The organism is Oceanipulchritudo coccoides (assembly GCF_010500615.1).
Lineage (GTDB): Bacteria > Verrucomicrobiota > Verrucomicrobiia > Opitutales > Oceanipulchritudinaceae > Oceanipulchritudo > Oceanipulchritudo coccoides.
Genome location: NZ_JAAGNX010000003.1, coordinates 602,632 through 626,114 on the forward strand (window position 1 = coordinate 602,632; position 23,483 = coordinate 626,114).

General features: G+C 54.7%; 14 protein-coding genes. 5 read left to right on the forward strand and 9 right to left on the reverse strand.

The features are described from left to right. Positions 1-46 precede the first annotated feature (46 nt). The gene (locus G0Q06_RS13135; RefSeq protein ID WP_163966931.1) at positions 47-2,854 is read left to right on the forward strand and encodes a fibronectin type III domain-containing protein; all 2,808 of its coding nucleotides are present in this window, start codon (positions 47-49) and stop codon (positions 2,852-2,854) included. 85 nt (positions 2,855-2,939) lie between these two features. Here the strand turns inward: G0Q06_RS13135 and G0Q06_RS13140 are convergent, their stop codons facing one another. The 3 genes from G0Q06_RS13140 to G0Q06_RS13150 all read right to left on the reverse strand — a co-directional run bounded on the left by G0Q06_RS13140 (position 2,940) and on the right by G0Q06_RS13150 (position 7,540). Beyond that, positions 2,940-4,337 (reverse strand): trans-sulfuration enzyme family protein, encoded by a 1,398-nt coding sequence (locus tag G0Q06_RS13140; protein ID WP_163966934.1) that lies wholly within the window; start codon positions 4,335-4,337, stop codon positions 2,940-2,942. Positions 4,338-4,339: 2 nt separating this feature from the next. After that, a complete protein-coding gene (locus G0Q06_RS13145; protein WP_163966936.1) occupies positions 4,340-4,828 on the reverse strand; it encodes an Lrp/AsnC family transcriptional regulator in 489 nt (162 codons plus the stop codon). A 114-nt stretch (positions 4,829-4,942) separates the two neighbouring features. Continuing rightward, the gene (locus tag G0Q06_RS13150; protein WP_163966938.1) at positions 4,943-7,540 is read right to left on the reverse strand and encodes a chondroitinase-B domain-containing protein; all 2,598 of its coding nucleotides are present in this window, start codon (positions 7,538-7,540) and stop codon (positions 4,943-4,945) included. Positions 7,541-7,725: 185 nt separating this feature from the next. Here G0Q06_RS13150 and G0Q06_RS13155 point away from each other — a divergent pair, with 185 nt between their 5' ends. Further along, positions 7,726-8,865 carry a WD40/YVTN/BNR-like repeat-containing protein gene (locus tag G0Q06_RS13155; protein ID WP_163966942.1) on the forward strand — a complete coding sequence of 380 codons (1,140 nt, stop codon included), beginning with the start codon at positions 7,726-7,728 and terminating at the stop codon, positions 8,863-8,865. 180 nt (positions 8,866-9,045) lie between these two features. Here G0Q06_RS13155 and G0Q06_RS13160 read toward each other — a convergent pair whose 3' ends face one another. From G0Q06_RS13160 to G0Q06_RS13180, 5 genes are all read right to left on the reverse strand, one after another. Next, positions 9,046-10,302 carry an acyltransferase family protein gene (locus tag G0Q06_RS13160; RefSeq protein ID WP_163966943.1) on the reverse strand — a complete coding sequence of 419 codons (1,257 nt, stop codon included), beginning with the start codon at positions 10,300-10,302 and terminating at the stop codon, positions 9,046-9,048. A gap of 44 nt (positions 10,303-10,346) precedes the next feature. Continuing rightward, positions 10,347-10,952, reverse strand: coding sequence for a CIA30 family protein (locus G0Q06_RS13165; protein WP_163966946.1), 606 nt, complete (start codon positions 10,950-10,952; stop codon positions 10,347-10,349). 71 nt (positions 10,953-11,023) lie between these two features. Then, positions 11,024-12,658 carry an RNA polymerase sigma factor gene (locus tag G0Q06_RS13170; protein ID WP_163966948.1) on the reverse strand — a complete coding sequence of 545 codons (1,635 nt, stop codon included), beginning with the start codon at positions 12,656-12,658 and terminating at the stop codon, positions 11,024-11,026. Positions 12,659-12,750: 92 nt separating this feature from the next. Beyond that, a complete protein-coding gene (locus G0Q06_RS13175; protein WP_163966951.1) occupies positions 12,751-15,396 on the reverse strand; it encodes a M14 family metallopeptidase in 2,646 nt (881 codons plus the stop codon). Between the two features lie 82 nt (positions 15,397-15,478). Then, positions 15,479-16,609: a glycoside hydrolase family 43 protein gene (locus tag G0Q06_RS13180; RefSeq protein WP_163966953.1), complete on the reverse strand. Its 1,131-nt coding sequence runs from the start codon at positions 16,607-16,609 to the stop codon at positions 15,479-15,481. A 363-nt stretch (positions 16,610-16,972) separates the two neighbouring features. Between G0Q06_RS13180 and G0Q06_RS13185 the strand changes: the two genes are divergently transcribed. Genes G0Q06_RS13185 through G0Q06_RS13195 form a run of 3 tightly spaced genes read left to right on the forward strand, consistent with a single transcriptional unit; the run spans position 16,973 to position 22,497 of the window. Beyond that, a complete protein-coding gene (locus G0Q06_RS13185) occupies positions 16,973-18,913 on the forward strand; it encodes a heparinase II/III family protein (RefSeq protein WP_163966955.1) in 1,941 nt (646 codons plus the stop codon). Positions 18,914-18,951: 38 nt separating this feature from the next. Beyond that, the gene (locus G0Q06_RS13190; RefSeq protein WP_163966957.1) at positions 18,952-22,056 is read left to right on the forward strand and encodes a beta-mannosidase; all 3,105 of its coding nucleotides are present in this window, start codon (positions 18,952-18,954) and stop codon (positions 22,054-22,056) included. Between the two features lie 3 nt (positions 22,057-22,059). Then, the gene (locus G0Q06_RS13195) at positions 22,060-22,497 is read left to right on the forward strand and encodes an RbsD/FucU family protein (RefSeq protein WP_163966960.1); all 438 of its coding nucleotides are present in this window, start codon (positions 22,060-22,062) and stop codon (positions 22,495-22,497) included. Between the two features lie 83 nt (positions 22,498-22,580). On the opposite strand, the gene G0Q06_RS13200 is transcribed toward G0Q06_RS13195, so the two are convergent. Next, positions 22,581-23,303 carry an energy transducer TonB gene (locus tag G0Q06_RS13200; RefSeq protein WP_163966962.1) on the reverse strand — a complete coding sequence of 241 codons (723 nt, stop codon included), beginning with the start codon at positions 23,301-23,303 and terminating at the stop codon, positions 22,581-22,583. Positions 23,304-23,483 lie beyond the last annotated feature (180 nt).

Genomic DNA, 23,483 nt, shown 5'->3' on the forward strand with positions numbered 1-23,483 from the left:
GGGTATGAGCCCGATAAATTTTAAACAGTATGAGTTGGTGAATATTATGAAGAGTTTAAACAAATTTCAATCGAGTCTCGCCTCCCTGACCGTGAGTCTGGTGCTCCTGATGATGACAAGCATTGCAAGCGCTGACATCCTCGCCTACGAGCCCTTTGATTACCCGCTGGGAGCCCTCAATGGAGGCACCCCCACCACGGCAACAGGCGTCCCCACCGCGACAACGGGCGGGGGATTCACAGCCACATGGTTTTCAGGCGGAGCGGGAACCACTATTGTGGACGGACTGACGTATCCCGGTCTACAGGTCTCCAATAATGCCTTACAGTGGAGCACCTCAGTGCCTTACCACGGTGAAAATCTCGCCACTGCAATCCTCCCATCCACGACTCCTTCAGTGTATGTAAGTTTTCTATACAATGCCCCCTCCTACACGGCCAACAAAAGTGGGTTTGCTGTCGATAACGGTGCTGCTTCCAACGAAGGGTATTACATGGGAATGACTTCCTCCGGGACTTTCGGTGTGGCCACGGTCGCCAATGGAAGTGGGACCGTTCTGGGAACGGCCTCCGAAACCATCAACTTTAATACCACCTATTTCATCGTGGTGAAATTCGATAAGGATTCTGCCGGTACCTATTATAAAAGCGGAAGTATCTGGATCAATCCAACCCCCGGCGCTTCAGAGCCAGCGGCAAGCGGAACGTTTACCGGTTCATATACCGCGATGAACAAGATCCAGGACTTCCTGACGGCATTGGGTGGTTCGATTGTGAAAACCGACGAGATTCGCCTGGGTACAACGTGGGCTGATGTGACGCCTTCCAATGGGGCTTCCCCTCCCGCGACCCCAACCGGGTTGATGGTCGATTCGTCCGGCGACAACTCTGTCAGCTTGAGCTGGAACCCAGCCACGGGCAGTCCAACCAGCTACAACGTAAAACGCGCGACCACAAGCGGAGGGAGCTACAGTACAATCGGCACCACAACCTCACCGACTGTGAGCTACACCGATTCAGTAACGGGTGGTGCGACTTACTTCTACGTCGTGTCGGCGGTGAATGTGGGCGGCGAAAGCGCGGACAGCAGTCCGCCGGTTTCCGCAACGCCCACCCTTGGAGTGCCAACCGCTCCAGCCGACCTGGAAGCAAACTCAGGCGACAGCCAAATCACTTTGACCTGGACCGCGCCTGCCATCGGAAATCCTTCCAGCTACAATGTGAAGCGGTCCACCATCGACGGGGGGCCTTACACGGATATTATTGGCACCACAACCGCCCCCACCACGAGCTATGTCGATACAACGGCCATTAACGGTACGGCTTATCACTATGTCGTGTCTGGAGTAAACGCGACTGGAGAGGGAATCAACTCCACTCAAGCCAGCGCCACACCTTCCACTTACACAGGCGCCTATGAGCCTTTTGACTATCCCGTCGAGGATAATCTGGACAACGGCACCCCCACCACCGGTGACGGATTTACCGGTAACTGGACTTGCGGGGTATCCGGCTGGATTCTATCCGGCCTGACCTATACCGGGCTTCCGGTGGCCAACAATGCCATGCGCACGCCTGCTGGCCGGCAAACGGTGAGTCTCGCAGAACCCCTCTCCAGCGGAGAAAGGTGGATCAGCTTTCTTTATAAAACCAGCCCTGGAAATCCGGGCGCAAATATTAATGGTGTGTACTTTCCAAACGGAGGGTCGGGACTTTTCTTTGGTTTCGGGTTGAATCCCAATTCCGCAACAGACGGATACTTGAGTCTGGCTTCCATAAACACCACAGGCACCGGTGTTCAGGGTGCTACCAAACTGAAGGATCTGGCTCTGGGCACCTATGGTGCAACATATCTGGTCGTCTTGAGGATCCAATTTGATACTTCGGGCAACAACGATACCATTACAGCCTATTTGAATCCGACAATGAATGCCGCAGGTGAGCCTACAGCGTCCGAAGTCGGGATCCTTACCACCTTCGATGTCGGTACCATTTCCGGCATCGGCATGCAGGTTGCAGGAGGCGGGGAGATCATTGTTGATGAAATACGCGTTGCTGAGAATTACAATAAGGTCGTGGATGCGGTTACAGCTCCTCCGAGCGTACCCACCGGATTGAGTGCGACTCCGGGCGATAATCAGGTTTCCTTGAGCTGGACCGGATCCACAAGCGGCTATCCGACCAGTTATAACGTGAAGCGGTCTGATACCTCCGGTGGGACTTACGAGATCATCGGATCCACAACCCCCCCGAACGTCAGCTACATCGACACGATTCTGGGTGGGACCACTTATTACTACGCAGTGTCGGCGGTGAACATTGAAGGGGAGAGCGCTGATACGCCGTTTGTTTCTGCCACGCCCATCCTCGCGCCCCCAGTTGCTCCCGGTGGAGTGTCGGGCCTTGAAGGCGATTCACAGGTATCCTTAAGCTGGTCAGCCAGCCCATTTGCAACCAGCTACGAGGTGTTCAGGGCCTTCGATGTTGGCGGTCCTTATGACTCCATCGGTACCACGACCGATCTGACATACATCGATTCCGGACTCCTCAATGGCCAGACCTACCACTATGTCGTCGTTGCGATTGGCGCGGGTGGAGCGAGCCTTGATAGTTCATCCGTGAGTGTATCCCCTTTCGGTCCTTTGCCTTTGGTGCTCAGCATTGAACCCGGCGTGGGCATTTCCTGGTTTGCCGCCAGTGGGGTTATCTATCAGGTCCAATGGGCCAGCGAAGATCTCGGGACCGAAACCGTCTGGAACGACCTGGGTGATCAAATCATTGGCGACGACTCCACCATCACGGTGTTTGATCCAATGGCACCGACAGATTATATCTATCAAGTGATCTCCTTCTGATTCGTATCATCTTCAAGAAACGGGTAATCAATACCCGCCCTTGATCATTTCGCGGTTCCTTTTGGGTACAACAGGTCCAACCTGATCAAACAAATGACAGGCTGGCCTTGGGTGCGACCGCACTGAAAGCGTGTGCCAGATCAGCGATGATATCATCCGGGTGCTCAATGCCGACGGAGAGGCGGATCGTGTTCGGCTTGATCGAGGCCAGCGAGCGGCCCTCCTCCCCTTGTTGCTGATGCGTGGAAATTGCGTTCCAAGTGGCAACTGTCTTCACACGACCCAGATCCGTGGCGCGCCAGATCATATTCAGCCCATCGTAGAACTTCCTCGTGTTAGCAGTATCCCCGGGAACCGTTTCCTTCACTTCAAAGGAAAGCATGAACCCGAATGTGGGTTCGCCGGAGTCCACCAGTTGCATGGTCTCGCGGGCAAGCTCATGATTGGGGAAGCTTTTCAAGCCCGGATAATTCACGCGATCAACAAGGTCATGCTCTTCCAGCCATCGGGCCACTGTGTCTGCGGTACTGCTCATCTGCGCCATCCGCATGCGAAGTGAACGCAAGTCATTCAGGATGAGGATGGCCGTCATCGGGCTGATATTGGGTCCATTATCCCGGAACGGCCAGAGCTTGGCCCATGTGGCAAAGTCGGCCCGCATCTCATCAGGTCCGACTTTGCTGGGGATATTCATCTTGGAGACAATCAATCCGGCAATGGCATACCCGGAGGCACCGATTACCTTGGAGGCTGAATGAATGACAATGTCCGCGCCATGGGCAATCGGTCGGGTCAGGGCCGGAGAAGCACAGGTTGAGTCGACAATGAGCGGAATCCCCTTGTCGTGAGCCAGGCTCGCCACCATGCGGATATCAAATATGGAAAGGGATGGATTGGAGGGGAACTCGCCATAGACAAAGCGTGTCCCTTCATCGATCAGCTCCGCCCATTCCTCGAAGATGGCCGGATTGCGGACCCACCGCACTTCTATCCCCTGCTCCTCAAAACGCCGGACCCGGAATTGCTGGAAAGTTCCCCCGTATACTTGAGCGGAGGTGACGATGTTCGCCGGCGGAAGGGAATCATCACGGACAAGAAAGGGATCCGTCGCGGTGCGAATCGCACTCATCCCGCTGGAGGTCGCCAGACCCGAACACACATGATCTGTCCCATACCCTTCCAAAAGGGCAATGGTCTCTTCCAGGAAAAAGCTCGATGGGTTCGCGATGCGCGAGTAACACCATGTCGGCATCTGGTAAGAAAGCGCAGCCTCCATATGGCCCGAATCGGCATAGGCCTGCGCCGGACTCAGGTAAACCGGTTCCATGATCGAACCACTGTGGGAACCCAGGGCCTGCTCAAGATCGTACAACCCGTGAGTCGCCACTGTATCGAATTTCCATGACATGGCGTTCTTCAACCGCTCCTCGCGTTTCGCGGACATTTCCTTTCCGCGGGCAATCCAATATTCTGCGCTTTTCATTTTCACTCCTTGTCTTTTGATTCAATTGGTATCGGAAGCCGTGTCTCCTGTTTCAAGGTGGAGAGCACCACCAGGGTCTTCAAATGCTGGACGTCGGCCAGCGCAGTCAGCTTCCGCAGGACAAAATCCTCATAGGCCGGAATGTCCCGACTGACGACTTTCAAAAGGAAATCCGCATCGCCCGTGATGTGATGGCACTCCAGCACTTCACTCATCGCCGTCACGTCGGCAATAAATCGCTCCACCCCTGCCCGTCCATGGCGGCCCAGCGTCACTTCGACAAAACTGGTGCAGCTCAGCCCGAGCGATTGCGGATTCGTCAAGGCAGCATAGCCGTTGATCACGCCTGCCTGCTCAAGCTTCTTCACCCGCTCCAGGGTCGCTGGCGGCGAGATGCCAATCTTGCGCGACAAATCGACATTGCTCATACGCCCGTCCCCCTGCAACAGGGTCAGGATTTCACCATCGAGGGCATCCAGCTTGGCTTTCATAAATACTGTTTTTATCAGAAAAACAGTATTTTATAAAGGAAATTAGATATATTTCCGAATAACAGGCAATTTTTTGGTATCTAGAATCGCCTATGACCCTGAAGAACTCCCTGGCTAAAGAGCCTTGATCGAGACCTCCAGAACCAGGAACAATGAACCTGATTCGAGGGGAAGCGTGACGATCTCCATACGCTCGCCGGCGTTGTTCGGGCTGGCGTCCAACGAGGAATCATAGAGCGTTGTGGTCAATTGGCTTGGATTTGTCCCGGAGTTCACCCGATAAATTACATCGGCCAGATTAGGGTTCCGGGGGAAAGAATAGCGTAGGGAGGAATCCATACTAATAAGAATGGGGATCTTACCGGCATGTACGCCGCTTTGGGGATCTGAACCAAGGGCATATTCAACCAGAAGCGATAGCCCGTCCTTGTCCGAGTCATCGTCGTAACCGGGGGTTGCATCGCCAAAGTAACTGGCGCGCCAGACAGGAAAGATGTCCAAATGTCGACTCGACTCAGCATCTCCCGGCCCGGTGGGAGATGTGGCACTGGTCGTCAGGAGAATCCTGTCGACAATTGATCCCGCTTCGCGCATCCAGATGGAAATCCGGTGCGACCCCGCCACCAGATTGAAGGGAGTGGTGGCACGTGCCCACGAAAAATCCACTTCCGGGAGGTGGATCACTTGAGCCTGGTTCATGGATTGGTTGACACTGACAAAGAGGGAGTTGCTTGAGCTGTTGGGCCCTGCGCCCAGAACATGAATGTAGTACGTTCCGCCAAGCGAGATATCGACATTGTAGTCCACCAATACGCCGTTTTCGATACTGACAATACCAGAGTTATTCGGCAATGCCTGGATCGCGTTCAAAGCATCGGTCCCCGTTGCCCCAGAATTGAAAACCGGTGTCCATTCCTTCCCCAACAAAGGTATGGATTCGCTGAAGTGTTCAGCTTCGATGGTGACGCTTCCTCCGCTTTCGATAAAAGCTCCGTAATGGGGGAACGGTTCCGTAATGGTGAGGGTCAGCGTTTGGATATCGCTGTCACCGTCAGCATCAACTACAGCCACCGTGAAAGTCTCATATCCCAAGGCAGTTGGTATTCCACTAATCGTTCCGCTCTCGCTCAAGACCAGACCCGCCGGTAGAATTCCTGATTGAATGGACCACACCAAGGGCTCATTGCCGCCGAACGAGTGGAGCGTAAATGTGTATGCAGTGTTTAATCTCCCATCATCCAACGATACCTCTTCAATTCCCGGCAAGGTATCAACAACGAAGGGATAGCTGGCCCAGGAAGGCCCCACATCAGCGGAGGTCAGGGGGGCATTGGTCGGGGAATCCAGGGAAAGCTCGTCGGCACCGACATCCTTGAATCCATCAACCCTTGGCTGACCATCGATGTCGCTGACAATTGTGGCATAGGTGCCAACTGAGGCATCGATGGCAGGCGAACCGGCCGTGGGCCGGAAGACACTGTCACTACCAGCAACGAGAAGAGGATCAACAAGAGTGATGCCTGCGGGCACGGGAATCCCGAGCGAGGGACCAAAGAATAGGTTTCCCTCATAGATGGGATTGATGATGTCCTCGTTTACGTAAATGATCGCTGCAGCTGTCGTGGAAACAATATTATTGGCCAGGGTGATGGCCTCCGGAGGCACGACATGTCCATTGCCGTAATTGAAACTCCGGTCACAATCGACAAGCGTATTGAAAGCAATCAGGCAATTCTCAGCGGCCTGCGCACCGGATGGATTTTCTTCCGGGGGTAGCAGGTCGCCCGAATGGATTGAGATACCTCCCCGGGTTTTGGAAGTTCCCTCAGCTCCATAAATATAGTTATTTACTATGCGATGATCCTTGCCGTAGATCCGGACTCCACCCGCTCCACTCTTCTGATTGCAGAAGAAAAAATTCCCCTCAATGGTGGAGCCGTTGCCATGCCGCAGGGTAAAAAGGCCGGCGCAATCAACCACCGTGTTGTAGCGGAGTGTGTTTCCTCCCGACTTGACGGAAATAATTTCGATTTCCCCGTCGAGGTTCTCGAACAGATTGTGTTCAACCGTGGTCAAGGAATCGGCATACTGGGTTTGGCTAAGGCCGATCTGTATGGTCTCGCCGCCGTTCACCCCCAGTGGAACACGATCGAGAAAATAGTTATGATCGATTAAATGGCGATCCGCCTGATCCGCGACCCTTCGAATGCGCAGGGTTTGTCCCGCGTGGACTTTACCTTGGAGCAAACAGTGGTCGACCCGGTTGTCGGTGCCATAAATATTCACCCATGAATGGATTGAGCTCTGGGCCGTTGGATTAAACCCGACAATAGCCGTGTCGTGGAGCCGGGAATTGGAGGAATTGGCGGTGAAGGTGACGGCTGTGTTCTTCGTGCTACTCTCTCCAGCGAAGACAACTCCCGACACTTCGATGTAGTCTCCATTGATCTCGATAGATGAGGTACCAAGGAAGACTGTTTTTCCCGGAATTGCTGCCCGGACAATGATTGGATTGCCCGCAGTGCCATTAAAATTCAGATAAAGACGCTGATTGATCCATTGACCTGATTCCAGAATCAGGGTGTCGCCGGCGACGGGTGAGAGGGCGGAGACCTCAGCGGCGGAAGAGACTGTGTACTCCATTGCCAGTCCCGCAAGGGGGAGTCCGGCAAGAAGGCTTAAATATCCAAAAAGTTGAGTCGGTGAACGCATTGATGGAGGGGGATTCTCCTCGGAAGAAGTCCCGAAAAAGGAGTTGTGAGTTACTGGAGTAAAGGAAATGGGTTAATCTCGCAGCCCTTCCCTGAATCAAGGGGTAAGCTGTCTTAGGCTCGCCAGCAACTAATAATTATTATGCGATGGGGCCGTATTTCATTCAATTCAACATCTGCAGATCCATGAAAGATAATATTCGACGCACACTTGGCTTAGCCATTTCCCCGTTGCTTCTAGCCTGCCTCTCAGCTTGCTCAACAGGCGAGACGACCACAGCGTCCGCTCCCAAGGCCGCTCCCGAAGGGCGTTTTCCGTCCGTCGAGGTCGTTAATGTATTCGAGCCGGAAGGTGAATCCAATGTGCGTTCCTCGTTCCCCTTGGCAACGGATAGCGGCCTCATCGGCACCGAGGAGTCAGCGGATATCTTCAAGACGGTAGACGGCGGCCTGTCCTGGCGGAAGGTCTTCGACGGGGGAACCGAGTGGGGAATTGCTGATGTGCGCAATTATATCCGCGGGCAAGATGGCAACATCTACATAACGACCACCGAACCCGCCACCATCGGCCGATCGACGGACGAGGGCGAAACCTGGCAACTGGTGACAACTGCCAAGGCCTCCCGTACAGTCGGTCTGGTCCAACTTGACAACGGGGCCATGCTGGTCGGCCTGCGACGCTCGCAAAACGGAAAAACCAGCCTCCTCCGGTCGGAGGACTATTTCGCCACCGATCAATGGATTGTCGTTTCAGAGGACGAGCCACGACAAAATGTGACCTGCTTCGGCTACTGGGGCGGCGCGGAAGTGTTCGCCGGCATTGGATTCGAAGGCTCAGGAAAGGTTTACAAGTCAACAGACTACGGACTGACTTGGTCCTTGAAGGCAGACATTCCGGAAGCCCGGGACGTCATGGATTTCTTCAAGGCGGGTGATGACATCTGCGTCCTTGTCTCGGGTACTGGATCCATTTTCAAGAGCAGCGACAACGGCGAGAGTTGGTCAAAGACCCGGCAATTTTATCCAAAAGGATTCCTCGGTCAATGCGTTCCCTACGAGCGGGACGGCAAAGCCTACCTCCTCATGTCGGCCACCGATCAGTCGCGGGAGATCTACCGTCATCTTGTCCTCATTTCAGACGACCTCGGCGCATCCTGGCATGAATGGGTTGATCTCGCCCAGGAGGCAAAGGGAAAGGTCAAGGGCAGCAATGAGACCGGCGGCGGGGCCAGCAACATCAGCGTCCTCTCCGAAGACGCCATCGTTATCGGGGTCGGCAACCATGCCGTCCAGGGACGCGCCTATACCCTGCGCGTGGGTGGTTGATCAGCGCGCGAGCTCTTCAAGGACGGGTCTGGCGTTCCCTGCAAGCTCCCTTAAGGATACACCGCTTCGAGAGCGGGCACTGATTTCATTCGACAATAATGGTTATTCAGGCGGGAACTTGGACAGGCGGACCTGTTGTGGGCAATTCTGTGCGGCGCAGTCGAGACACAAGTGTAGAGCTTAGTTGATTTCTGTTACATTGAGGGTTTTTCTGGCAACTCCGGACCGCCGGACATTGTCTGGAATCAACCCGAATCTCAATTCCCGTTGCTGGCGACGCCCGTTGAGGGTTTTCCCAATCAGGGAAGACCGGACAAAAAGATCGTAGGTGAGGAGGGAAATGCCAATTGTCACAACCGACAGGAATCCCCATTTTGGAAACCAGTGTATCGGCCATTCCGATACAGCAACTTGCAACCAGACCACCACCGGCAAGTGAATAAGGTACATCCAATAGGAGGCATCCGCCAAATACCGGACCCATGCCCGGGAACGGCTCATCCACCGGCGGAACAAGCCGATTGTCAGGAAGACCAGCAACCACATCATCAGGGCATAACTGACGACAAATCCCGTGCGGAAAAGCAGCAGGCGTGGATGGCTGGGATCCGCCTGGTACCCGACCAGCCAAAGCGAGCATCCAAAAGCCAGCGACAAGAGGACCCACTGGAACCAACCCGGTCGTGCCCAGCCATCCAATACAGACGGATTCCGTTGTATAATCCAACCCAACTGGAAGGCTCCGCCATAAACAAGGAGGACGGGGATGTGCGGTATAAGGGTTTTGTCAGGTGTATCCATTCCCCACCCACGCATAAACCAGAGCACCAGGGCCGCCGGCAATGCGACCAGCAGAACGCCCCATGGACGGGAAAGGCATTCCACCAGTTTGTCGCCTGCTTTCACAAGGCGTGGACGAATGGGACCCGCCAATCCGGTTAGCTTGCGCAGGACCAGCGACAGGAGTGTGATCAGGATCAGATAATAGAGAAACCAGAGATGGGTCTGAACAAAAAGGCCTTTGGGAAATTGGCCGAATGAGGCAAACCCGCCCATCAGGGCCTTCCATACATCAACTTCTCCGCGCATGCTCGCACCACCCATTATCCAGCCGGATATGATAAGCGGCCAGAGTATCCACCAACCAACCACAAACGGAATACCAAGGCGAACTGCCCGGCTTCGCAGGAAAGTCCCTACCCCTTTCCGGTGGAAGGCCATCCGGCCGAAGAATCCCGCAATCAGGAAGAACAGGGGCATCCGGAAAGAATGACTGACAAGTACGAAAGCCAGAATCGACTGACTCGCGGATATATCCATTACCGCCCAGCCGATCGGGACTGGCACGAAGGATAGGCAAGCATGGAAAACCACGCCCAGCAGGAGCGCAAACGCGCGCACCGCGTCGAGGTCATGAATTCGGTCATTAGTACTCATCAGAAATTCTCCTTTTGCATTGGTTTATCTCTTCCGGCAAAGACTCAGTCTTTATAGAAGCCGACAGAATCGATCTCGAAGACAAAGCCGCCCGCCTGCATCCCGGAGGCGACAAGGTTAATGCTTGTTATTGTCTGTAGATTCAGGGCTGTGGGTTCCGACCACACCCGTTTCAGACTCTTGAAAGGGATCCGGACCACCTGGAATTCCTTGGAACGGGTGATAGTTTTGGCATGGAAGTCGAAATTCTGGATTTCCGAACTTGCCGCAAGCACGTTGAGAGTGCCCTTCAGCAGGCGTATCCGCATTTCGATACCCTCGTAGCCGCTCAAATCCTGCGGCTGCCCTTGCGGACCAAGCAACATCACGAAGCTGACAAATCCGGGTTGGCCACGAGCCGGCTCTATTGTGCCTTCCATGCGCATGACGCCGTCCTGATAGACTTGTGTCGCTGTCGAGTTTCCCCCGAGTTCCGCATCAGTGATGACAAATCTTGGTGTCTCAACCGATGTGCTCCCGGCATCCTCGAAGGCATCCAAGATTGGCGGAAAGTCCGTGGCACCCACGGTGCCTGCCATGGCGATGGATCCCAGCAAAAGCAGATTGCGGAGCGCGTTAATGGTTTTTGTGATTACGATACTTTTCTTCATTTTGTATATTTCTGTTAAGGTTCACTAATCAAGTGCCCCTAAAACGCCCGTCGGTTACAAAAATTCCCGAATTATTTTTTGGGACCCAACCGCGTGCGCACGCCCTTGGCATACAAATAGACCGGAACCAGTGTCATCAGGGTCACAGTCACGAAGAAAATCAGCATCAGGGTATCCCCGTGTGGGTTTGCAAAAAAGGCCTCCGCAACTGCGTCATTAGCATGCTCAGCCAATGCGATTGGGCCCATTGCAAAATCGCGGGCGAGGACAAACCCTCCCCCAAGGGCGGATTTCCACCCCATTGCCGAAAGTGAGCCGATGGCATGCTGGCCGATCGCCATTGCCCCAACGGAAAGGTAGCCAAAAGCCACCGACCCCAGAGAGAGGAGCCCTACCCCGACCGCTCCCAGCGTGAATACACCAACAGAAACTGCTCCCACGCTGACAAGCCCGCACGAGAAAGCTCCCCACGCGAATAAAATCCCAATTGCCCGGTCGCCCCCTGCGATCCAACCCACAACCGGCTTGGAACCGGGCTCAGGGCCAGCAAAGCGAATATGAACAAACGGAATTCCGAGTAGCTCAAAATGGCTCCTGTAGGTTCCCGCCTTGGAGTCGACCGAATCCCTTGGATCCGCGAAGGCCTCGGGATTCTCCCGACGTTCCCTTCCCCGGAGGTTCCGGGCATGGGTTAATAACGATTTCAGCAATAGCGGCCATGACAGGGCAAAGCCCAAAACCACGACCTGGCTCAAAACCGCAAGGCCGACTGAGTGTTCCGTCCAGCGGGCGGCCGCAAACCGCAATCCAAGAACGGCTAGTATCAGCACGACAAAGCTCCCGAATAGCAGGGCCGCCGTCCACACCGTGGCCCGGCGTTCGTTTTGCGTGCGTGATTGATCCAATCCCGCGCGGACGCTGAAAACCGCGGAAATGGCTCCGGAAAACATGGCCAGCAAGCCAGCGAGGCTCGCCGTCTTGGCCGTGGCGGAGACATGGGTAGCAGCGGCACCCAGCCCAATCGTGACCGCCGCCTTCGCCGGCGGCGAGAGGGTCGCGATCGCCGCAATCACACCTGCCGTAAAAACCGGTCCCGGGGTGCTCCGTTCCAGCGCGCCCTCGACGAATTGGAGAAGCTTTTGCTTCAGGAGCGCCCGGCCGCGAGTAAGACGCTGCTTTACGGCTGACTCGGTGAGATCCAATGAGGCCGCGACTGCCTTTACGGAATGCTCCTCGCGATAATACAGGACCAGCGGCTCACGGTAACGCTCGGGAACGCTTTGCAAGGCTTTCCAGAGCAACTGCTGCTCCTCCTTTTCCATCGCCTCACCGGCCGCACAATTTTCCCCCGAAGCCAGGTTGGGAATCGTTTCCTCCCCCTCAGAAAGGGCTACAGGATCCCGTTCAGCGGAACGCCATGTCCGCCGGATGCGGTTTCTCACAATCCCACTGAGCCAGGAGCGCAACTTTTCCGGCTCCCTCAGCTTGCCCAATTGCTGCCATGCCGTGACAAACGCGTCTTGGGCAATGTCCTCGCTTTTGGACAAATCGCCCGTCGCCGAAAAGGCCAGCGAGCACAGCAACCGCTGATAACGCTCTACGATGCGTGCAAACGACTCCCGGTCGCCCTCAAGGCAACCGGCAACCAGTTCCGCATCACTTTGTTCCTGAACTACCGCCATCGAATTCCGTGTTTTTTCATTCATACAGGAATAAGTGCCTGCTGCGCCAGCATCGGTTACATTTAATTTTTCATGAAGGGAGAAGATGCTCCATCCTTGGTCTGACTAATCAATGCTCAACCATCCTCGAACGCATCCTTCATAAGCGGACCAAAGAGGATCGCATTCAGCAGGAGCTTCTCCGTGCCCCGCCAATAGGAACGGAATACCGGCTTCATTCCAAACAGGACAACAGCACCTCTACCCTGCGGCTCAACCACAACTGCCGCCGCCCCGGCCATCAGGGAAAGGTTTTCCCCTGAGGCATAGCCGGCCAACAGGGGCTGCTCGGCGAAAACCAAGGGTGTCTGGTACGGACTGCTCGAGGGAGCGAGAATAAAGTCCTCGTCAACAAAGACCGGAAGGCTCATGGCATTGAGCCCGTAGGCAATCGGATGGGAAAGATCAACGACTGTATCGAAGATGGCACCGCGAATCCGCGTCAGGGCCTTGTCGTCCGACGCTGCCTCAAAGGGCCTTCTCTCGGGGGCAGGGACCGGGATTGGGGTTGCTGCGACGGAAGCAGCAGCCAGGTCTGTGGGATCTGTAGGCTCCGTGGAGACAGTCCTCTCTGGAGGTTCGGTAACCCCGAGAAGGGACAGCTCAACCAATTGGTTTTCAATGGACCATTTGGCACTCTTCCCGAGAAAGACAAGACTCCCGCCTCTCGCGACCCACCCTTTCAACTTGTCGCACAATTCGGCGGAGAATTCGACTGTGTCGGCCCCGGGAACCACGAGTACGGTGTATTCATCGAGATTCAGTTTATCCAACTGTCTGGCCTTCACCAATGTCACCGGATAATCATGCAACACGTCGAGCAGATGCCAGACCTCGCCCGTTTGCGTCGAGCTGAAGACGCCACCACTGGCGAGGAGGATCTTCGGCTTTTTGACCGTGACCAGTTGGTTGCTTCCAAGGTCAATGCCCTCCTCGGTGAGGAAGGTCCAAACTGCCCGGACACGTGTTGCGTGGTCTTCCATTGAAGCGGATAAAATTTCATGGATCTGCGCAGCTTTTTCAAACTGACCGGCGAGCGAAACGAACAATGTCCCATACCCGAATTTTTCCGCTGCCATGGTGAACGGCTCCTTTGCCACCATCACCTGGACATCCTCTTCCAGAAGATCAAACAGGAGGCGCGGCGCGTTCAAGGAGGCCCAGTCGATCAGATAGCCGAGATCACTCTCAGGCAGGGTTCGCGGTGGAGGCGGATCCGCAAGTTTAGGGGCTTTGCCCACTTGCTCCCATTCCAGATTGTAGGCAAGCGGAAGCGTCCACGCCGTGATGTCGTAAAAGATGTTCTCGTCAAATTCCGTCTGCTGCTCGATGAGGGCTTGCAGGTAACGGTACTGCGGTTGCTCCGCCGGAATAAACCATAGGTTTCCGTCACCCGTGCGGGAGACCTCAATATCATGCCCTTGCAAAACTTCCGCAAAGAGCTGGGCGCGGTCCGGATCTCCGGGAGACGAGAAGGTAAAGCCCGCACCGTCAGCGTTGCGACCCTCTTCGAGGCTGTCCTCGAAAAAGTCACGCATGTAGGCGAGTAGATCTGCCCTTTGCTCGCGCGCCGCCTCAAGGACAGCGAGGGAAATCGTGACCTGATTCTGCACCGTGAAGGCAAATGAGATATCGCCCGTTTTGCTTTTCTGCAAAAGTCCGCGCGAACTGGCCTGCTCAAAGAGAAAACCGACTGCCCCCTTCAAGTCGGAGATCGTGGAGGCCTTGCCCATGTAAAAGTCATCGAAGCGCTCCTTGGAAAAGTATAGGGAACCCGCTTCATCAAGCGCTTGGGCAAAGTAATGGGAAATCCTCTCCGTAAGGGCGACGTTTTCAGGCGTGATGAGGGGATGTGTCCGTTCCGGCACACCCGGCTGGAAGAAGTAAGTCGAAGCCGTCCCCATTTCATGAAAATCAAACAAGAGATTGGGCAACCAATGGTGATATAGCTGCAAACGGGCAACGGATTCGGGTTGCGTGAGGAGCATCCAATCCCGGTTCAAGTCGAAAAAGTAATAGTTGCCACGACCACCCGGCCAATCCTCGACGTGCTCGCGCGTGTTTGGGTCCGGATTCGGGTTTTTACCAACATTGTTGCGGGACCAGTTGGCAAAACGGTCGAGGCCGTCCGGATTCAGGCAAGGATCGAGCAGAATTACCGTCTTGTCCAGGAACTCCTCGAATTCAGGCCCGGTCCCAGCGGCAAGATGATAGGCAATCAGCAGCGCCGCGTTCGCTCCACTTGGCTCGTTGCCATGGATGCTGTAGTACATGCCGACCACAAGCGGCAGCTCCTCAAGGTTCAAATTCCCCGATCGACGCGGATCCGCAAGCTGGAGGTGTTGCTCGCGCAGGGATTCCAGATTGGCAAGGTTCTCCGGCGAGGAAATGATGAGCGTGATGAGTGGCCGGCCACCATGGGTTTTTCCGGTCTCAACAAGCTGGATTCGATCACTTTCAGCGGCCAACAGGCGCAGGTATCCAATCAGCTCCCCGTGTGTCAGAAGACGGTTGCCGATTTCATATCCAAGGTAAGTCTCCGACTTTGTGATCGATGAGGCATAGGCCATCTCCTGCGGCAGGAAATTCCCACCTGCGACAAGGGAATCGCCAGCCGCATCAGGTGCGAGAGGGAAGAGTACCAGGAAAATTATTACCGTTGCGAGGCGGCAACAGAGACAACTTTGCAGGCTCTTTACGAAGGAATTGGAGTCGGTTTTCATAAGAGTTCGTGGGTCTGGAATTACGCATCCTGAGATTTATGGGGACGGTTATGACTGATGTGTCGGTTGAATTTCCTTCGCCTTAATTTTGCGGAGTCAAGGAACTTGGACTCCAACTGTCTTTCCAGCGCAAGACAGGCTGATCATTTCCATCAAAGGTAAGGGGAAGCCAGATATATCGGGAGTCGCCAAGGTCATCACGTGTCCAACGATCCCCCATATAAAGGAAGATTCCCTTGTCGGGCTGCAACGGCTGAACAAATGTGCTTTGGCTGTTAAAGGTGGTTTCCGACAGCTCCCCCAGACAAGGGTTCCCCAGCGAAGAATAAGGGCCCAAAATTTGGCCGCTCGTATACATCCGCGCCGCATTCGGTGTCCATCCGGTTGCACCAGAAGTCAAGATGTAGTAATTATTTCTATACTTGAACATCGCAGGTGCTTCCCGGTGCTCTCCTATGAGAATGCGATTCCAGGTCTTTCCCAGCACGAGGGGCTTTACCCCGCAAAAATCATCGGTGAGTTCAATGATGTGCATGGTGTAGTTGCTCTCGGCAGCATAAATGACATAGGCTCTGCCATCATCATCCTTAAACAGTGTCATATCCCGGAATGTTGATCCGCGAACCATCTGGTCTGCCGAGGTCTCCTCACAAAATGTCTTATGCAGCTCAGCGGGAACAGGACGAAAAAAATCGACAAATTCAAAGGGGCCAACTGGCGAGTCACTGAAAGCAACCCCTGCGCTTGAAATTTGATATCGGGGATCTCCATCAGCATATCCTTCCAGATGTACCCACATGAGAAATTTTTTCGTCTTGTCGTTGTAGATGACCTTGGGGCGCTCCATTACCGCACGTCTTGTGGATGACTGGAATTCCGCTGGCGTGTTGGGAACTATCGATTCCCCGTCCCGGACCCAAATCGGGCAGACAACCCCTTCATTTTTCCAGTTTATCAAGTCATTGGATGAATAGCAGGAAACCCCGGGAGACGGGAAATAGCCATTGCGCTTGTCTTCTCCATACCAGTACCAGAGGTCACCGTGTTTCAACAATCCACCACCGTGTGCCTGTATCGGATCGCCGGCGGTATCTTCCCAACTTGTCCCTGATGTGATCATTGTATTCCAGGATTTTGCCTCGGCAGAGCCTAAGGCCATCAGGCTTGTTACGGCGAGTATAACCACGCTTTGCATATATCGCTTTGTACGCATAATTTGTCAGGTCGCCCCGGCTATTCAACCAGCAACCGGTAATTCCTGTTTCCCACACCCTGAACAGCGATAGCCCAACCGTCAGCAAGAAAGCATACCGGCTCAGTCGGACTCCAGACCGAGGCCCCGTTCCAGTCGCCGCCCTGTTGCCACTCATTCTATCATCGGACCCAGGCCCTTTCAGATAAATTAATCATTATAAATTCACAGGAGCCTTACTTTCGCAGGGAATTCATCGAAAAGAAAGCGGGCATGATTAATATTTATTAATTGATTTCTCCGTCAGATATCCAATAGTCCGAAAAGTGCCAATAACGCGCTCCTGCGCCCGATAAAAGGCTCCCACCGCAAGCAGATCAATCCATGTCCGACACAACCCTACTCCAGCGCCTGAACATCCTTCTGGAACGCCCATTCCCAGATCTTGAGGCCTGCCTTGAGCACTTCCGTGAAATTTTTCCATCGCGGGTCGGCAACTACCATCAGGAAGAAGTGGGTCCGATCTATCATCACGACCTTCCCGGAGAAGCGGACCGCTTTGTGGCGAAGGAATTCCATTTGGGGGAAGCGACGATGGACATGTCCGACGGGCTTGACTGGTATGCCGCCCCTGCTGGCGATTTAGAGTGGAACGGGGGTCTCGTACGCCACGGGTATTTCATGCTTCTGGCAACAGAGTACGAGAAAACCGGCCGGGAGGTTTACGCGGAAACCATTCTGGAGCACATGCTGCACTACATTGAGCATGTACCGGTCTTTGATCCGGCGGGAAAGGCTTATCTGGATTACAAGAAGTCGACCTGGCGTCCCTTTGAAGCGGCGGGGCGGGTGGCCGAAACCTGGCCCGAAGCACTTTCAAAGGTCATCGGCAGCGGGGCAATGACGGCGGATGCGTGGGCCCGGATACTCATTTCAGTGCACGAACATGCCGTATTTCTCCGGAAGGAGCATTGGAAAACAGGCAACCATGCAACCCTTGAAGTCGCTGCGCTGGGGATCATTGCCTGCTTCTACCCGGAATTCAAGGAAAGCCCTGAGTGGCTGGCCTACGCAGTGAAATTTCTTGATGGAATGTGGCCCGACCTCTTTGCGGAGGACGGATACTCGAAGGAAATGTCGGGAAGTTACCACTGGGTGGCAATGCGGAGCTATTTCAGCTTTTTCGAGGTCGCCTGCGCGAACGGCCATGACGGAATTTTTCCGGCCCACTACCGGGAACGGTTAATTCTCAACAGCTATGCTGAACTGTATCAGGACAAGCCGGATGGCTCGACCCCCATCAGCAACGATTCCAGTTCCACGATCAACCGGCGGGAACAACTTCTGCGCATCCACCGTCTTCTGGAAATTCCAGAGATTGGATTTTTCCTGAACGGTGGCAAAGAAGGGCCTGTCCCAGCGGTGACATCCTACTTTTACCCGCACTCAAGGATCGGCGTCATGCGAAGCGCATGGACCCCGGATGGCAACTACCTCTATTTTGACATGGGGGCATGGGGCGACAACCACATGAACCAGGACCAGCTCTCAATCGAGGTCTCCGCAAAGGGCCGCCATTTCCTCATCAATGGCGGAAAGTGGCGCTACACAACATCAGATCCCAATGCGGAGTGGATGCCCTTGGCCAAGTACTTCAAGGCCACGGCTTCTTACAATTGTGTCCTCGTCAATGGACTCGGCCAGATCTTCGGTGATGCGGAGGGACGGATGGTTATCTCGGATAATTGTGATTATGCCGATGGAACTTTCGGGGCGGGTTTCGGAGAGGAAGTTCCGGGCCGCGATGAGAAGCTGTTCCGCGAGCGAGGACTCTCGACCCTGATGGAAAACCGGTTACCCGGGGTTGTCCACCGCCGCCAGGTCTTCTTTGCCAAACCGTACGGCTGGATCATCCGGGACACGATTGAAGGTCCCGGCATAACGCATGCCGATCAGCTTTGGCATTTCTTCGAAGGGCCACTCAAACCCCTCAATGAGGAGCGCAGTGCCTGGTCCACTGATTTTCCCGACAGCAACCTGATCATTCTCTCGCCAGGCCGAGCCACTGTCTATGAAGGGCAGAAGGAACCGTTTATTGCCGGTTGGCACTGCCCCTATTACGATCAGTTACGGCCTGCGCCAGAACTTCGCTTTACCCAGCAGGGAAGTAAGCGGATTACCTTTCACACTCTACTCCTTCCGGTGGACGGACCCGTCACCTCCATGCCCGATTTTTCCTGGTCAGAGAATGCCTATACGGTCCAACACGGGCCGGTTGGATTCCAGGTAAGCGCACCTTGCAGCGGAATTTGGACCATTCAATAGAGCTTCACCCGACCTTTCATTCACCAACTGAATGCACCATGTACAAACAAATTGACCTCTCCTCCGACTGGAGAATTTTTCCCCTCGACCTGGACCATGGCCTGCTCGGAAACGCTGGCCGCGCTTATCAATGTGGTTACTCGCCTTCCGACTGCGTCACGGCCAATGTTCCCGTAACCGCTCCAACAGCATGGCTTCAGGACAAACGCATTGAGGATCCCTATGTGGGCATGAACAGCCGTGACATTCTCTGGATGGAGAAAAAGGAGTGGTGGTACCTGAAAGATTTTGATCTTCCGCGTACCGACGGTTGCTACCGCCTCACTTTTGAAGGGGTGAATTACCGGGCCGAAGCCTGGTTGAATGATGTCCAGATTGCCGTCTGGGAAGGCAGCTTCCTCCGCAAATCAATCGATCTTGACCCGGACTTGATCAAGGCATCCGGAAATCGTCTCGCCATCCGGGTTCGCACGCAGGAGCGTGCATGGGAGGATGGCACCCAGCCCGATCCGAGAGGATTCCAGAACAGTTCAGCCCATATCCGTACACAACGTCCAACCCCGCAATATGCTTATGGATGGAATTGGTCCCCTCACCTCATTGCCGTTGGAATCTGGCGCCCGGTTATTCTCGAATGGATGGAGTCAGCACGCTTCGCGGACACGCGCGTGCATGCCGAACTTCCCAGTGACTTAAAGACAGGCAGCATCCGGTTTACCGGTTCTATCGAAAACCTGGGCAAAGGAACCAAAGCACTGGCGGTCGAGGTCTCCATCCGCCATCCCAATGGCACAACAACGCAGGCACTGGAGGAAATTTCTGGAAGCGAAGTGGACTTGCAACTGGAAATCCCGGATCCGGAACTCTGGTATCCGAACGGCTTTGGTGACCAACCGCTCTACAATTTTGAAGCCCGCCTTATCACAAAGGACGGCACAACCTGCGACGAGCGCCACCGAAGGCTGGGATTCCGCCACATCGAGTTTGTCCCCAATCCCAATGACGTCGAAGTCCAGGCTGAGAGTGGCCAGTCCAACCGCATGTGGTCGATTGTTGGCAAGCCCTATCCCTGGACACTGAAAGTGAACGGTCTTCGGATTTTTTCCAAAGGAACCAACTGGTGTCCGGTCGACAACCTTTACCGAAACCGTGACAAGCATGTGACCCGTCTACTTGAGCTCGCGCGGGACGCACATTATGTGTTCATTCGCGTTTGGGGTGGCGGCCTGACTGAGTCTGATCACTTCTACGACTGCTGCGATGAGATGGGGTTGCTCTGCCTGCAGGAATTCTGGTTTGCCTGCGGGTCCGCACCCGCAATGGATTACCGCGTATTTCTCGAAAACGCGGAAAGCGAGTTGATCCGCCTCCGTGAACGCACCTCGATCGCCCTGTGGGGCGGGGGGAACGAATTCAATCCGGACAATCACGAGAATCGCCCGATTATTGATCTTATCGGCAAGCTTGTCGACCAGGTTGACGGAACCCGGGAATTCCGACGCGGCTCACCCTACAAGGGAGACAGGCATGGGGGTCTTGTATCGACACCTCACTACACGACGAACAAGTATCGTGATCTCCTTCCGGGTCGCAAACGTCTGGTTCTTTTGCGCAGCGAATGCGCCGTGGGGCGCTCCCCGACCCGTCCGGACAATATCCGCAAATTCGTGCCGGGGGACAAGCTGTGGCCGATCGACTGGGAAGTCTATCAGAACCACCACGCACAACGACCGGAATGGGAAATGGTTTCAAAGCCCTTCGGACCTGCGGAAACCTGGGAACAAGCCCTTTTGCACGCGTCCGTTTTCCACTGCATGGACAGCCGGATGAACATGGAGTTTGCCCGTGCCAGCAAATACGAGAGCTCCGGCTGCTGGACTTGGCAGCTAAACGCCTCATGGCCTTCCTTCCACCGCGAACACGTGGATTGGTATGGAGCCCCAAAGCCTGTCTACTACTGGTATAAGAACGCCTGCAAACCGGTCATCACACTGGCTGATTTCGAGCGCTTCGTCTATCATCCCGGAGAGCAGTTGAACCCGGAAATCATTGCCGTCAATGACACCCACACTCCTGTCCAGGTTGACGTGACAATTCGCATTTTTTCGCTGGATGGCCGTGAACTGCACAGCCAATTGCACTCCGCATTGGTTTCACCGGATGACCGCCACTCCTTCGGCAAGTTGGATTTCAGCATACCGTCGGAACTCGCCTGCAAGGCTCTCTATCTTTCCTTGAAGACCGTAATCGATGGCTCCCCTGTGCACCGGAATACCTACTACATAGCCGTTTCTCCCGACACCCGGCAGGCAAACGCGATGGAACTGGGAACTCACCTCAAGTTGCAATACATGGGGAAATCTTCGGTGGTCAACGCACCGCACTACTACACCCTCGCTGAAATTGTCGATGAGCCGACTGAGCATGACAAGGAGCAGAAACAGGCGGCAGCCGATGAGCTGGATGGCATCTACTCCCGGGACTTCGACGTTCCACAAAACCTTAATGGAAAAGAGCTGGAAATTTACCTCCCGGGCCTTTCCGCAGACGATGTCGTCTTACTGAACGGGACACAAATCGGCAAAGGACTGATCGACCTCGAGAGCGAATGGAATTACGAGGCTGATCCCCTGCGCTGGCCCAACCTCCCGCGCCGCCACTATCCTGTTCCTGGTTCCCTGCTTAAGCCAACAGGCAATAGCCTGGAAATACAGCTCAGTGGTCGCCGCATCGCTTCCGCAACCGACAAGCGCTTCGGACTCACCATGATGATCTACTTGCGCGAAGCCACTCCAGCCGATCTGCAGAAGGAGTTGACCGATTACAACCGGCGCATGGAATTTTTCCGCCCGATTGTCGAAGGACCACGTGCATCGCTCAGTGCGGAGATTCAGCCAGAAGACCAGAACGGTTCCAGATCAGTCCGTATCTCCAATGCCGGACCTGCAAGCGCCGCTTTCCTCGTACTGGACCTGACAAACGAGGGCTCGGCCCGGTTCACGTTTGAGGAGGGTGCGCCCGCCGCACTCGACCCGGATGAGACCGTCACTGTGGCTTTGAAAATCGAAGGTTCCGTATCACCCGATGCCGCTCTCTCCGTTCGCTGCCTCAACGCAGAAACCCTAATCGTTCCACTCGCCTGACCCATGTTGAAGACAATTATTACTCATCCCCAGATCCTCGAGGCCCTTGGCCAAAGCGGCCACTTTGCACAGGTTGTCATCGCTGACGGCAATTTCCCTTTCAAGGCAATGGGCGGTCCAAATGCGAGCACTGTTTACCTGAATTTCCGCCCGGGACTACTCGACGCGGAACAGGTCCTTGATGGCCTGCTTGAAATGGTCAACATCCAGGGTGCTATCGTCATGCAACCGCCAGCGGGTATCGAGCCTGATATCCACCTCAGATACCGGGAAAAACTGGGGACCCAAGTCGAGTGGAAAACCATGGAGCGATGGGCCTTTTATGACCAGATCAAGTCCCCTCAAACCACGCTTCTAATTGCCACCGGTGAACAGCGTCGATTCGCAAACCTTATCCTTACCGTGGGGGTCGTCAAACTCCCTGAAGAAAGCGGTTTCTGATCAAGGCGCGGTGGCGAACCCCCCCACCGCAAACCGGGATTCTTTCTCGATTGGATGTATTTCACTGAACCGGTGAAATAGTTTTAATCAAAGTTGAATGGAAGACGGGCCTTTACCACGGTTGGCAAACCGTTCCGGGTTGGCGGTTCAAATCGCAGACCCTCGATCCGGTGCAGAGCCGCCTTCGTAATCGCCGGATGATCACTGACAAGAATTTTGGGGAGGCGCGGAATTCCCTGGGCATCGACGTAAAGCTCAATCACAGCTCGTCCCTTGACGGGTTGGTCATCGGCGTCCACGGGCACCAGGATCTCACCGTCCCCGGACACTGAAAGCGGTTTGTCGAGCTCATCAGGAAGGCTCATTTGCATCGCTGGCTGGGTGTGCGCCAGACCTTGGATATTTTCATCGATGTGATCTGTAACCGACATGGCTATTGTTCCGGCAATTTCCCGGCCAGGGTCGCGGAAATGTACCTCCAGATTCAAGTCGGCAACAAGTGTGCCGGTTTCATCGTGGGCTGGTTGAAACCGAGCGAACTTGAGAGCCCGTTCGGCTGGTCCAATAAGCTGCGCATGGCTAGCGCTGATAACAACATGATCCAGGATTTCGCCATCAGTTCCAATCCGGACGATCGCCGTCACGGAAGGATTGCGTATGTTGAGATGGCGTAAATTAACCGGCATAAGAAGATCTGGAAAGGTCTCAGCCACAGGCGGGTGATAGCCTTCACTGCCTGCGGGTAAAGGTGGCGCCAGAACCTGGGTTACCAAAAGGGTCAACAATATGTATGGTAACTTCTTCATTATCTTTTTTCTCCTGAGTAGCAGACTTGATTTAAAGATTAAAGGCGCGCCCTTGCGCTGAATGGTTACCGATCCCGGATCTACTCGATCCGAATTGACAGTAATTGGCCAGCCTGTTTCCGATAAGCATTGGGTTTTCAACTCGAGTACCTGCCTGCGGCAAAGCCGGTTTGCCGCAAC